The sequence below is a fragment of the Paenibacillus sp. FSL K6-2524 genome (assembly GCF_038005525.1).
In the GTDB taxonomy this organism is placed as follows: Bacteria; Bacillota; Bacilli; order Paenibacillales; family Paenibacillaceae; genus Fontibacillus; species Fontibacillus anaericanus.
Genome location: NZ_JBBOSP010000001.1, coordinates 1,712,894 through 1,725,571, shown reverse-complemented (window position 1 = coordinate 1,725,571; position 12,678 = coordinate 1,712,894). Strand labels below are relative to the sequence as shown.

The 12,678-nt window shown below is 42.2% G+C and carries 12 protein-coding genes, 1 tRNA gene and 1 pseudogene; 2 read left to right on the top strand and 12 right to left on the bottom strand.

The annotated features are described in order from the left end of the window. Positions 1 to 18: 18 nt before the first annotated feature. The 4 genes and pseudogenes from NST85_RS07560 to NST85_RS07545 form a co-directional block, all read right to left on the bottom strand. Positions 19 to 882 (bottom strand): annotated as a pseudogene (locus NST85_RS07560) (CpaF family protein); the annotation flags it as partial. Beyond that, positions 872 to 2,026 carry an AAA family ATPase gene (locus tag NST85_RS07555; protein ID WP_341188980.1) on the bottom strand — a complete coding sequence of 385 codons (1,155 nt, stop codon included), beginning with the start codon at positions 2,024 to 2,026 and terminating at the stop codon, positions 872 to 874. The gene NST85_RS07555 and the pseudogene NST85_RS07560, both read right to left, overlap by 11 nt. A gap of 162 nt (positions 2,027 to 2,188) precedes the next feature. Further along, complete coding sequence (locus NST85_RS07550; RefSeq protein ID WP_307394929.1) at positions 2,189 to 2,605, bottom strand: thiol-disulfide oxidoreductase DCC family protein; 417 nt, start codon at positions 2,603 to 2,605, stop codon at positions 2,189 to 2,191. A 118-nt stretch (positions 2,606 to 2,723) separates the two neighbouring features. Continuing rightward, on the bottom strand, positions 2,724 to 3,002 hold the full coding sequence (locus NST85_RS07545) for a hypothetical protein (RefSeq protein WP_127191962.1): 279 nt from the start codon (positions 3,000 to 3,002) through the stop codon (positions 2,724 to 2,726). A 226-nt stretch (positions 3,003 to 3,228) separates the two neighbouring features. On the opposite strand from NST85_RS07545, the gene NST85_RS07540 reads away from it, so the two are divergent. Beyond that, complete coding sequence (locus NST85_RS07540) at positions 3,229 to 4,578, top strand: Nramp family divalent metal transporter (RefSeq protein WP_127191963.1); 1,350 nt, start codon at positions 3,229 to 3,231, stop codon at positions 4,576 to 4,578. A 66-nt stretch (positions 4,579 to 4,644) separates the two neighbouring features. On the opposite strand, the gene NST85_RS07535 is transcribed toward NST85_RS07540, so the two are convergent. The 6 genes from NST85_RS07535 to NST85_RS07510 form a co-directional block, all read right to left on the bottom strand. Further along, positions 4,645 to 5,505: a hypothetical protein gene (locus tag NST85_RS07535; RefSeq protein WP_341188979.1), complete on the bottom strand. Its 861-nt coding sequence runs from the start codon at positions 5,503 to 5,505 to the stop codon at positions 4,645 to 4,647. Positions 5,506 to 5,518: 13 nt separating this feature from the next. Then, positions 5,519 to 6,742 carry an ABC transporter permease gene (locus NST85_RS07530; RefSeq protein ID WP_341188978.1) on the bottom strand — a complete coding sequence of 408 codons (1,224 nt, stop codon included), beginning with the start codon at positions 6,740 to 6,742 and terminating at the stop codon, positions 5,519 to 5,521. After that, on the bottom strand, positions 6,714 to 7,421 hold the full coding sequence (locus tag NST85_RS07525; protein WP_307394368.1) for an ABC transporter ATP-binding protein: 708 nt from the start codon (positions 7,419 to 7,421) through the stop codon (positions 6,714 to 6,716). Before NST85_RS07525 ends, NST85_RS07530 begins: the two co-directional genes overlap by 29 nt. Before the next feature lie 91 nt (positions 7,422 to 7,512). After that, on the bottom strand, positions 7,513 to 9,231 hold the full coding sequence (locus NST85_RS07520; RefSeq protein WP_341188977.1) for an alkaline phosphatase: 1,719 nt from the start codon (positions 9,229 to 9,231) through the stop codon (positions 7,513 to 7,515). A 191-nt stretch (positions 9,232 to 9,422) separates the two neighbouring features. Next, a tRNA-Leu gene (locus NST85_RS07515) sits at positions 9,423 to 9,505 on the bottom strand. Between the two features lie 62 nt (positions 9,506 to 9,567). Further along, positions 9,568 to 9,870 carry a helix-turn-helix domain-containing protein gene (locus tag NST85_RS07510; protein WP_445671151.1) on the bottom strand — a complete coding sequence of 101 codons (303 nt, stop codon included), beginning with the start codon at positions 9,868 to 9,870 and terminating at the stop codon, positions 9,568 to 9,570. A 242-nt stretch (positions 9,871 to 10,112) separates the two neighbouring features. Here NST85_RS07510 and NST85_RS07505 point away from each other — a divergent pair, with 242 nt between their 5' ends. Next, the gene (locus NST85_RS07505; protein WP_341188975.1) at positions 10,113 to 10,424 is read left to right on the top strand and encodes a hypothetical protein; all 312 of its coding nucleotides are present in this window, start codon (positions 10,113 to 10,115) and stop codon (positions 10,422 to 10,424) included. A gap of 276 nt (positions 10,425 to 10,700) precedes the next feature. On the opposite strand, the gene NST85_RS07500 is transcribed toward NST85_RS07505, so the two are convergent. Then, on the bottom strand, positions 10,701 to 10,844 hold the full coding sequence (locus NST85_RS07500) for a hypothetical protein (protein ID WP_341188974.1): 144 nt from the start codon (positions 10,842 to 10,844) through the stop codon (positions 10,701 to 10,703). Positions 10,845 to 10,940: 96 nt separating this feature from the next. Beyond that, positions 10,941 to 12,677: a cache domain-containing sensor histidine kinase gene (locus NST85_RS07495; RefSeq protein WP_341188973.1), complete on the bottom strand. Its 1,737-nt coding sequence runs from the start codon at positions 12,675 to 12,677 to the stop codon at positions 10,941 to 10,943. Position 12,678 lies beyond the last annotated feature (1 nt).

The window sequence follows — 12,678 nt, the reverse complement described above, 5'->3', positions numbered from 1 at the left end:
ATAAATGTCCTATATAATAGATATCGCCTGTAGCATGTCAAGAGCCTCTCCACCCCGGACTTCACCCACAACGATCCGATTAGGCCGCATCCGAAGAGAAGAACGGATTAAGTCCCTTACGGAAATCTCCCCTTTACCTTCGGTATTCGCGTTACGTGTCTCGAGCGATACCAGATTAGGAACGGTGACTATTTGTAACTCTGCTGAGTCTTCGATTGTAATGATCCGTTCATCGGGTGGTATGTATTGGGAGAGTGCATTGAGGAATGTGGTCTTACCGGACCCCGTACCACCGCTTATAAAAATATTGTATTTGCTTCGAACCAGCGTCTGAAGAAATGCCGCTGCCTCAGTGCTGAGTGAATCCCAAGCAACTAACTGCTCCATCGTCATAGGTCGATCTGGAAATTTACGAATCGTCATAGTCGGCCCCTTTAGTGCAACAGGTGGAAGCACAATGTTGACCCGTGAACCATTCTTTAGTCTCGCATCCACAATGGGTGATGATTCGTTGACTACCCTATTCACTCCTGAAACGATACTTTGAATAATGTCTTCAAGTTTCTCTCTAGATTCAAATTTCGTAGGAAGACGATAGACCTCTCCAGCTCGCTCAACAAAGATTTCCTCATGGCTATTTATCATAATCTCAGTCACAGATCGATCATCTACAAGTGGCTGCAATGCATCCAAACCACGAAATGAATCATATAATCTTCGCACCCATTTCCGTTTATCCGCAGCCGTTAAATCAACCAACTTGTCTTCTTCCAGTACACGCCGTTCGATATAGTCCAGCAATTGATCATCACTTAACGAATAGGTTACATCAAGACCACAGCGAATCTCGCCCCGCAGGTGTGTAAACAAGTCATCTGTCACCCGCTAGCCCTCCCTGACCCACAAACTCTCTATTGTTGAATACATCACGGCATAACCTCAGCACATCACGTTGAAATAGGGGCGAGTGAAGTAAAGCTCCCTGCTGTATGCCTGGGTTCCATGAAGAGATGTGAGAAAGAGTTGCCTCCACGGTCATCCCTTTTCTTGGCAAAGCAGCTGACATCTCCCCAGAATATCGATTTACAGCAAAAAATGTTTTACCCATAATCGAGTTGAATAATGTTGAATTAGACCGCTCCAGATGGGCCAACCAAAGTTCCGTCTTCTGCATACCACTCCAATCATCCGTTAGTAGCCACACTAATTTGTCTGACCTTTCCATCACCGCCCTACTCCTACTGTTTGGAGATGAATCGGTATCCACGATTACAGCATCATAGAGACCACTATCAGCAATGTAATCCATCAACTTGATCGTATCTTGCTCTTCCATCTCAAGAATTTCATTTAGATTATCCACTGGGCCAAATGTATCACTTTGCAAAATTGAATGTTTGAGCGCATAGGTTGAAACCGAAGGCATAACTGTCTGCTGCCTCTGTTCATCTCCCTTAAGGTCATATAGAAGTCGAGCGAGTCCAGCACGCTGACTCCCAGCGCGAGTCTCTCCCTGAAATAGGAGTCCGGCATTCACCGTCTCTAAATTCAAATAAAACATTCGCTTTCCTTGCATTGCCAACTGTTTTGCCATATTCAATGCGACCGTTGTCTTCCCCGAACCACCGAGGGTAGAATATACTCCTATAACAGGACAATTTCCTTCAGTAGGTATTCTCGCTTGTCCTCCTCCTCTGTATAAATCTAGAACGGACGACAACAACGAGTGTAGTGGCTGATACTTCGGTAACTTTCCTATGAAATGTTTCTCTACTCCTTCTTCTCCAAGACAAATCCAAGGAATCTGACGGGCATCCTGACTAGATTTATCTCCTATGAAGTAAGGCTCAGCCAATACAACATGCACAAGATCACCGGACTCTTCCATGTAGCGTAAAAAAGCATCTTGTCTGCTGAACGCTGTTACAACCAATCTCCTTTGAAAATCACTACAAAGAACATAATGCAGGAAGGGCTCAATGTACTGTTCATCTCGAACAGCCAATACGAGTCTGATTGGAACCATGCCATCACTATCCTTTCGAGAACATGCAAAAAAAGCACCGCCCAAAAACCGAATATCGGTTCTTGAACGGTGCTTCCGCTCTCAATTCCTTAAATTTACAGTTAGAATAACATAGTTATTACAGTCAAGCAAGTCCCTTTATTGGATTCCTTCACTCATGCTTTAGCCATCCTTCAAAAAACGTTTACTGAGCTCCTCCGTGGGAACAAGACAAGTCTCATCCTTACCAAACAGCCTATAACGGTTTGCAGCAACTAAGCGGTACACCGCATCCCGAATAAAACGTGGTACGATGATCAATCCATATAACAGCGGCCATGGAAAACGGAGTCTCTTCGCTATACGCAGCGCTCCAGTCGAGCGAATATAGTAGTTGTCTTTTTCTAATACTATGATGGTACCCAAATGTTCCACATGCACACCCTTCTCCTCCAACAGCCGACGCCCGGCCTCAGATTGTAGGGATGCAAAATGGAAACGGCCCGTAGGATCGCGCTTAATCAAGAATTTGACTACACCTTGACATAGGTGGCAAACACCGTCAAACAATATAACAGCATCCGGCTCCGAATGTTCCATATCCATTGACGATAACACCTCCACATAACCATTATAACGAACTCTATAAGTCAATAAAATGTGAAATGAAAAAAGCACGAGGAATATTCCCCGTGCCTATCAGTATTCATTGCCCTGCTTATTCGGCCAATGCTTTGTCGAACCATTGTCCCTCATGCATTTGGCTAGCGATTACTCCCGAAAAATTGTCCATGCATTTGCAGATAAAATCTTTGCGGCAGATAGGACAAGGAGACTGTTGCAGACGGCTAATGTTGGTAAGCCGCCATTCCGGATAACGGCTGTAGAATACACGGCATGCCGTGCCATCAACCATTTTAACGACAAACTCGTACAATCCGTCTTTCTCGTTGCTTCCGGCTTTGGTCACGTTCTCAACACTTGGTCTGTAAGACATGGTCATCACCCGTATTATCAAATTTCAATCGTGTTTTAGTACTTAGACATATTAATTAATTTTCAGTCCTATGTCAACTTGGAAGCACATGACAATTCATAAAAATCATAACTTTCTAACATTAAAGCACTCGTTTTCACGAAAAAGTTTCCCTAGACAAAAAATCTTGCAGGTGTACAATATAAATTAAATCAAATTTTATTCTTCTTCGAATAAGGGTGATAGTATGAAAAACAATCAAGATACTACTGAAACTCCTCAAAAAGGGTGGAGAATGAATGGCGAGCAACCCTCCCTACCGGAAGCTCACCGTTCAATGCGGATCCCTACCAACGGTTCATGGTTCAGAAAATTTCTCGCGTTTGCCGGTCCTGGTTATATGGTGGCGGTCGGTTATATGGATCCTGGTAACTGGGCTACTGATATAGAGGGTGGATCACGCTTCGGCTATACTTTATTATCTGTCGTTCTAATATCCAACCTTATGGCAGTTGTACTACAGGCACTCTCAGGTAAACTTGGGATCGTAACCGGAAAAGATTTGGCACAGGCTTGTCGAGACAATTACTCCAAACCAACCGTCATTGCACTGTGGTTACTCTGCGAATTGGCCATTGCCGCAACTGACCTTGCGGAAGTCATTGGCGCAGCAATAGCCTTAAATTTACTATTTGGTCTCCCGATCATATATGGGGTTATGATTACCGCCGTTGATGTATTACTCATTCTACTATTACAAAATAAGGGATTTCGTTCGCTGGAGATTTTTGTTGTAGTGCTCATTGCTACGATTGGCATTTGCTTCGGTATTGATTTATTTCTCACCAAACCTGATCTCGGTAGTGTAGCCTTGGGATATATTCCAAGTGCACAAATTTTAAGTAATCCGCAAATGCTCTACATCGCTATTGGTATTCTAGGGGCCACTGTTATGCCTCATAATCTATATCTGCACTCTTCCATTGTCCAAACTAGACAATTTGATTTGAGCCCTACTGGGAAGCGGCAGGCGATCAAGTACGCGACATGGGATTCCAGTATTGCGCTAACCTTTGCCCTATTTATCAACTCGGCGATTCTGATCCTCTCGGCAGCGGCATTTCACAAGACAGGGTTAACGCAAGTAGCGGATATCTCGGATGCGTATCATTTACTTACACCGATTGTCGGAACTACACTTGCTAGCGTATTGTTTGCCGTAGCCTTACTCGCTTCTGGGCAAAACTCCACACTAACAGGTACGCTTGCAGGTCAGATTGTAATGGAGGGCTTTGTTAATATCAGGCTGACACCATGGCTCAGACGGTTGATTACCCGATTAATTGCGATCATCCCTGCAGTCATCGTTACAGCCATCTACGGCGAGCGTGGTACGCAAGATCTACTGATTTTCAGCCAGGTTATCCTCTCATTACAACTTCCCTTTGCAGTCATCCCTTTGGTCAAATTTACGTCCAGTAAGGCAAAGATGGGAGAATTCGCCAATAAGACTTGGTTGAACATTTTGGCATGGTTCATCGCCGGAGTCATCGTAATCCTAAACATCTATCTGCTAGTACAAACCATAACTTCATAAATCATTTTATTGCTCCACTACAATCACCCCGTTATCAGCCTAACCAACTGTTATCGGGGTATTCTTCTATTCTTTAATTTCTTTAAAAGAAGCATCATATAACCGGAACATTGTTTTGTAGCCTGATTCATCTATTTTAATACCCACATCTAGACGTCCTGTTATTTGTAATGGCTCTGATTTATATCTAAGCTTTACGTCATCCGGTACGAAAACCATCATTATTTTGTTCCAATAGGTCTCATCCCCGTTATCAAACGGACATTCCGCTCCAGGCTGTGGTATCAATAGAAACCAATGTTTCTCGAAGGATAACACCTCCCCCATAAACCCTTTGATCGTTACTGTGGAATCATCCAAGTCCCAGAATTGATCTGAAGGAGTGGTCTGATCCTCCCCATCAAAAAATTGCGACCAACCGATAGATTCAATTCCACTTTTTACTACATCAGGAGTCTTCTCAGCTACTTTTCTCTCTACTATAACTGGTTTATTGTCCTCTTTAACGATGAGCTCCTGATCTGCTACTAATTCATTTTTTGTAGATTTTGTGTCATTTTTTTTATTCGGATCCTTTTTTATATTTTCGTCAGCTGTTTTTCCTATATTTCCCTTCCCTTCTACCTCCACTTTTTCTACTAACGTTACTTTCTCTTCTACCGTTGCTTTCTCATCTACCTTTTCCTGCTCATTCTGCAGTGATTGTTCCTTATCTCCACTCTCTTCCTTCATATCAGCTACAACAATCAACTTCTTCTCTTCTAAAGTGTTTAGCTTATTCTGGTCTGTATCAGGGGACTCGATCGACTGAGCAGCAAGGCCAAATGAGCCTGCCTCATTTTGTTTCATATCATTTTGCCCACATGCTTGAAGAAGCAGGAGTACTGCAAACATCAAAATGGACAACACTACATTTTTCCTATTCAAAAGAACTACCTCCTTATGCCTTAAATAGGGTTAATGGATCCATTCTATATACCCTAAATGCCGGTCCCATTGAAGCGACGAACCCGATCAGAATCGTCCCACCCGCTATATAAAAATGATCTTGAGTCCAAAGGAACGGATTGATTTGAATCCCCCCGTAGGTGAATAGTAGATCTTTCAAAAAATAACTTCCGACATGACCAACAAGTAAACCTATCAACAGCCCTGAGACCGTAATGATCAATCCCTCGCCTATCAATGTCATCCATACATAGATCTTTGATTTACCAAGCAGACGCAGCAATCCAACATCTTTAGTTCGTTCATTCGCAGCTGCAACAAGGGATAAGAGGATAGATATTGCCGCTAAAATGACGCATAACAGAGTAACGATTTCAATAATCTCTGATCCCCGATCTACGAGATTAACAACATCCGCAACGACCTTACTCGTATAAACAGCCTGAACTTTATTCATCTGATCAAGCTTACTCTGTAACTCATGTGCGCCCAGTAAGGTCTTTGGCTTCACAAGAATTGCTGTAATCTCTCGATCTGCATTCAACTCACCATGAACAAACCATGCATAGTCGAGCGTTGTAAACATAGCGCGATCATCTGGGGTGTTCAGCTCGGGAAGGATCCCCTTGACTGTATAGAGAAAACTCTGATGAGCATTATGCTCGTCATGTTCTGCTCCCTCAGTATCACCCTCCAGTTCTACATCAAGGGCGTCCTTAACCAATCCATGTGCACCGGAAAAGGTGTCTCCTACTTGAAGATGGAGTAATCGTGCTGCATACGACCCAACGACCACTTCACCAGTGTGTCCATATAGCGTTCCTGCACTTAGTTTTCGGTCGCCATACCTAGTCATGAAATACTGCGGATTAATACCCACGATAGGATAGCCATTGTAGTTATCACCTGTTGTCATCGCATAGGCCTGCTCCACACCTTTATCTTGCAGGACCACTTTAAGAGTCTCCTCGGGAATATTCCCGGTAGGAGATCCAACGTGATAGAAAGTATTCAGTACAAGTGTAGTCTCGCTGCCTTCAGCTCCAATCACGACATCAAATGGACCATACCCCTTCTCTGTTCCTTGTTCTACGCTGGCTTTAGATAACGAGAGTATGATGATAAATGCTACTGTCGCTGTTACAGAAAGTAACGTCAGCAAAGATAGAAATTTACGATGAAGAATATTACGAACTAATAAATGGAACAGGCTCATATGACCGACTCCTCGCACTTCTTAATTCGTTAATTTCGTGAATATGAACACATTTTTCAAAACGATCTGCCATATTGAGATCATGAGTGACCACGATTAACGTATGATCTTTGCTGGCACACAAATCGAGCAGTAGCCCCGTAACTTCATCCGCCGTCTCCCAATCTAGGCTTCCTGTAGGCTCATCAGCCAATACTAGCTTCGGTTCATTAATTAACGCCCTAATCATTGCTACACGCTGCTGCTGCCCCCTGGACAGTTGTGATGGTAGATGACGACTCCGATCACTCAGACCAACCTTCTCAAACCAGAAGTCGATAAGTTCCCGCCGTTCTGTCTTACTTCGATTACCTGACATTACAATTTCAACATTCTGCCTAGCCATTAGGGAAGGAATCAGATGAAAGTCCTGTAAAATATATCCGATATTCTCCGCACGAAAGCGATCCCTGACAGACTCACTCATTTGATGGAGGGCCATTTCCCTCATTATGATTTCACCTTTATCTGGCGAGAGAATGCCACTGATCAAATGAAGTAAGGTGCTTTTCCCCGAACCACTCGGTCCGATCATTGCGAGTTTCTCACCTTGACTGACTGTCCATTCCGGGATATTTAGGATTGGAACGTCCTTTCCTGCCACTTGAAAGCCTTTCTTCAATCCTTGAATATGTAACATAGTATCCACACTCCTTTGCGAACCAAAATGCAGAAAAACAGGAGAAGCGACTTCTCCTGTTTATTCTTCCACCTATCGTGGCTTACTTAGCTTATTTCAATTGGATACGTTCAGATAACGAATCCCATTTCAACGTTGTACCCGTCAATTGATTGAAGGCAGCCAGTGGAAGATACAATGTCCCATTATCCAGTTCCACAGTGAAAGATGCCGCCTTACCATTTACCTTAGCAGTGCTTGCGCCGAGGTCTATGGTAATAGTTGCTCCTTTACCACTAAGCGTTGCTATGCTACTACTAGCTTGATATTTACCATTAAGTGCTAGTGTTAAGGCTTTAGCCGGATATAAGACTTCCTTATCACGATTGATTTTGAATTTAGGATATACATATTTTGCTTGCATAGCCGCCGTTACTTTGTCTAAATCGACTCCAATCACCGCAGCAGCAGCCTTCGCAATCTGCGTATTATCGATTTGTCCCTTCACTTTGTCAGCAATGGGGCCATATGCCCAAACCCCAACATCAACTGCAGAGTGACCATGTCCGGACCAACCGACCAACAAGCGCTTAGACACTACAGCGTTATATCCGCCCTCGCGATTGTAGGATGAGCCGTCCCCATCTAGAATAAGTTGAGCTTCTTCATCGCTTAAATCATTAATTCCCGTGTTGTCAGCAACGATCTTTTTCACATCTGCTAATGTTTTAGCATCATTTAAAGATCCGATGAGGTATTCAGAAGAATGCTTCTGTTTATCCCACAGATCAATGTTCATTTCATAAATATTGTCCCGTGATAGGGAAAGACCCCCGGTCTCATGATCCGCTGTAACAATAACAGACGTATTTCCTTGCTTCTTAGCGAAATCAATGGCCGTCTTAAATGCTGCATCGAAATCAAGTGTTTCTTGAACCATCGTTGGCAGATCGTTAGCATGCCCAGCATGGTCAATTCGGCCGCCTTCGATCATCATGACAAATCCATTCTTGTCAGCGGACAAGATTTCTAGAGCTTTAGAAGTCATCTGAGCCAAACTTGGCGTCTCAGCAGTCCGATCCGGTACATAAGCAACATGTGAACTACCGAATAAACCGAGCGCCTTCGTATTTTTAGACGATAGAGCTTTTAAACTCTGCGCCGTTTTAACTACGGTATAACCTTTAGCTTCAAATTCAGGCAGCAGGTTTTTATCTGTTCTCTTCCCCTTTTCTTCCTTCGTAACAAAGAAAGATTCTCCACCACCGAACAATACATCCACTCCACTTGTCAGGTACTGGGAGGCAATGGCACTCTCGTTGTCTCTACTACGGACATGAGAGGCGTATACAGCTGGAGTAGCATGGGTAATACGCGCTGTTGTGACTAAACCCGTAGCTTTCCCACTGACTTCAGCAGCTTCGATTATAGATGCAAAAGGTTTCGAGACATCTTCATTAGATACACTGATACCGGCATTATAAGTTTTATGCCCTGTAGCAAAAGCGGTACCTGCTGATGCCGAGTCAGTGACAACACCTGAAACAACCGTGCCACCGTCTTCTCCGCGATCTGCAAAGGTTGTCGCTTGACCAACATAATAAGGATCCAGGTTCAAATGCGTAATGTTTTTCTCATATTGTTGGAAATAACGTGTAGCTGATACCTGAGCTGGTCCCATGCCATCCCCGATTAGAACAATCAAGTTTTGCGGTTGGGATTTCTTTGTTTCTTTTGCCGAGACCGTATCTTTGGATGTTGCAAAGGATCCCGCCGTCACGACTGTCAGTGCCAGACCGCTAACCGCTAAGCCCTTCCATAACTTCTTCATCTATTTCCCTCCAATTGTATAAGAACTAAGATAAGCTTAGAGGGAGAATATTTGGTAGATGTTAACAGATTATTATTTATAGGTAAAATTTTACTATTCGTCAAGTTTCTCATTTACAAAAGTCTACATTAAAATAACAAAAAAATCCCTTGCAATAGCAAGAGATTTTCTCGGTGACGCTGTTCATTTGATGCGGTCGAGAGGACTCGAACCTCCACGGGGTTGCCCCCACTACCCCCTCAAGGTAGCGTGTCTGCCATTCCACCACGACCGCGTAGTGTTTCTAAAGCGAACATTTAACATTATACCTACGGCGAATCCAAATGTAAAGAAAAACTATTTTTCTTTCTCCGCTTTCTTCCTCCTCAACATTTTTCGATGTTGAGTAAAATGAATATACTCACGAATAAATGCCTTTTCATGGGCAGATAATTTAACCGTCCAATCTATGGATGAAACATCTACCAAATAAACTTCAAGGCGCTCGTGGATTTTCTCTACTTGTCGTTCACGTCCAGTCATAAGCCAATCTAAGCTCACATCAAAATACATGGCGATATCGATTAGTTTATTACTACCCGGAGTCGATTTCCCACGTTTCCAATCTCCTAAATTCCCCGTACTTATTCCAAGATCCATACAAAACTTCTTTTTGGTTATTTTCTTGTTCTTAATTAAGATTTCGATTCTATCATAAATGGACAACGAAATTCCGACCTTTCTTCAACGCACAAGAAAATACGCATTTAAGTTGTTGTACTGTTGTAAGGTAACGCACTTACGTATATAATAAAATTTATGACCTTGCGTGTTATATATACATAAGTATTATATCGTAATTTTTTCCAATTATAATCTTATACTATAGGAGTGCGCTAATCGTGATCGAGATGTCTTCTGTATGGCATGACGCCGTCCATTCATTAAACCAGAGCATAGCTATCATTGCTCCAGACGGCACCCTACAACTCGTTAATCAGAGTTGGGCAACTCAAGCATCCAGACACGGTTTGTCTCCTGATTGGGATCGACCAGGGATCAACCTGCTTCATGTCTTCGCTGCCAATAGGCACAATTCAACCCTCTCTTACAACATCTCCTACAAAACTTTAATAACATATTGCATGGAGATCATCCTTACTTCAAAACAGAATTCTACTGGGACTTACCTCAAGGAAAATCCTGGTTTCTAGCTGAAGTTATTCCCTTTACTAAACAGGGATCGACACAGATCAGAGGTATCACTCTTACATGCTCCGATATCACAGAATTTAAGAACAGTGAATTACAGCTAAAAGAAGTTATTTCCAAAATATCCACTCTAGAAGGACTTCTCCCCATTTGTGCCGTCTGCAAAAAAATTAAAGACGATCATAATGTATGGAACCCCATCGAAAATTATTTAAACCAACATACCTGCGTTGAGTTTACTCACGATATTTGTCCCGATTGCATCCGTTTGCTATATCCTAAGTACTCATCAATCCTTGACCACCCAGATAATTCAGAACAGAATCCCCATAAAACCTGTCTCTGTCACGAACATCCTGATCATCCAAATAATCCATAAATTTCTTCAGTACAAGCTCGATAGATTGTAACATATTTAACAATGAAATACTGTAAATATTCTATGCTTCTTAGCTCATTTTTCAAGCAGCAGCACAAGTAAGCCCCTGTCACCGACAGGGGCTTACTTCATTGAATCATTATCGATTGAATTTAGGGAAACGGATTCGTACAGTTGTCCCCTCCCCAACTGAACTTGTTATGGACACCCCATACGCTTTGCCAAACTGGAGTTTAATCCTCTGATCGACGTTGCGAATTCCATAGCCGACCCCTTTCTCCGAAAGGGTCAATATTTGCTCGATCAATTCTTCTTTCATGCCAATACCGTTGTCTTGCACCTCCATGCAAATCTCATCACCTTCAAAGAATAAGCGAATGACCACATGAATTTCATCATCATACCAGGCATGCTCCAATATATTTTCCACAAATGGTTGAAGGATAAATTTCACTGTCTCGTATTTCAAAGTCTCTTCGCAAACTTCATAATTAACGATAACTCTATCCGCGAATTTTATTCTCTGAATATCGACGTAGGATTGAATAATTTGCAGTTCTTTTTCAATGGAGATAATCATCTCACCTTTATTCAAGGAAAGCCGATAGAATTTGGCCAGTTCACGCACCATCTCATGCATCTTTTCGATTTCTCCCAGCTGCGCCATCCGACTTATAGAAGAAAACGTATTGTAGAGGAAATGAGGATTCATCTGCGAATGAAGTACCTGAAGCTCAACATCCTTTTTCTCTAGCTTGCTTAAATAAACCTCGTCAATTAGCTTCTCCATATTAGAAGCCATGTCGTTAAACGCCTCGCCAATCTGCGAGAATTCATCTTTCCCCTGCACAGGCATCCGCTTTTGGAAATTCCCTTCCTTAAATGTCTTCAGAGATCGAATCAACTTCAATATCCGTTTGGAAAAATATCGCGATATCGTCCAACTGATCAAGGTAAGTACAAGCAAACTTGCTAAGCAGATGAGAATTGTAATATTGCGCACCTTCTGGGAGTTCTCCTGAAATGAGGAATTAGGAATCCAGGCGATAATACTTGCATTCATATTCGATATGGGTTGTTTGATTTGCATGTAGCCTTCCGGCTGGTTAACTGAACTGCCTTGTGCAAATGGTAGAAGTTTCGAATCACTTCGCGAGCTTGTATATAACAGATGATTATTCCCGTCCACGACAAATAACAAGCTATCTTTACCTAGTTTGGTGAAATCCACATCGTAGAATACATCTTGAAGCTTAACGTTAAAATTCATTAACCCAATTGGAGATAACGTATGATAATTGATGATAGGTCGTAATAACGAAATTCTGGCGTTGGTAGCGTCACTATCAATTTGCTTCCACTCTATAGTTTCATAATTCATATACTCATTCATATCTTTATACCACTTGGAGTTAGAAATTCTATCTAAATGAAAAATCGAATACTGGAGGCTATCGCCGGGGTTAACAACCCGATCAAGATAATAAAACTCACTTATATTCGTATTGCTCAAATAGACTGATAACTTAACATCGATGTTCGGTAAATTCGCCGCCGATTCTATCTTTGGCAAAATATATTGTGAAGTGATCGTATATTTTTCATAATCCAAATAATATCCTGATAAAATACCCGATAATGGTTGATCCGCATATATATCCTCCGAACCACGAATAACGTCCGCCAAACGATAATCTACATTGTTACCAATCTGTTTGACAGCAATTTCAAGGTTACTACGAGTATGCTGCTCACTTGAATTCACCGAAGACACATAAGCGAAGCTCCCAATCACGATAACAGGCGTCATGACCATCAACAAATAAGATATAAACAATTTATAGCTCAGGGGGATATAGCTATTTGATTTCTTCATT

Coding starts and splice junctions, on each gene's coding strand:
- NST85_RS07550 (WP_307394929.1), bottom strand. CDS start 2,605: ATGGAACATTCGGAGCCGGATGCTGTTATATTGTTTGACGGTGTTTGC.
- NST85_RS07495 (WP_341188973.1), bottom strand. CDS start 12,677: ATGAAGAAATCAAATAGCTATATCCCCCTGAGCTATAAATTGTTTATA.
- NST85_RS07555 (WP_341188980.1), bottom strand. CDS start 2,026: ATGGTTCCAATCAGACTCGTATTGGCTGTTCGAGATGAACAGTACATT.
- NST85_RS07510 (WP_445671151.1), bottom strand. CDS start 9,870: ATGGATCTTGGAATAAGTACGGGGAATTTAGGAGATTGGAAACGTGGG.
- NST85_RS07525 (WP_307394368.1), bottom strand. CDS start 7,421: ATGTTACATATTCAAGGATTGAAGAAAGGCTTTCAAGTGGCAGGAAAG.
- NST85_RS07540 (WP_127191963.1), top strand. CDS start 3,229: ATGAAAAACAATCAAGATACTACTGAAACTCCTCAAAAAGGGTGGAGA.
- NST85_RS07545 (WP_127191962.1), bottom strand. CDS start 3,002: ATGTCTTACAGACCAAGTGTTGAGAACGTGACCAAAGCCGGAAGCAAC.
- NST85_RS07530 (WP_341188978.1), bottom strand. CDS start 6,742: ATGAGCCTGTTCCATTTATTAGTTCGTAATATTCTTCATCGTAAATTT.
- NST85_RS07520 (WP_341188977.1), bottom strand. CDS start 9,231: ATGAAGAAGTTATGGAAGGGCTTAGCGGTTAGCGGTCTGGCACTGACA.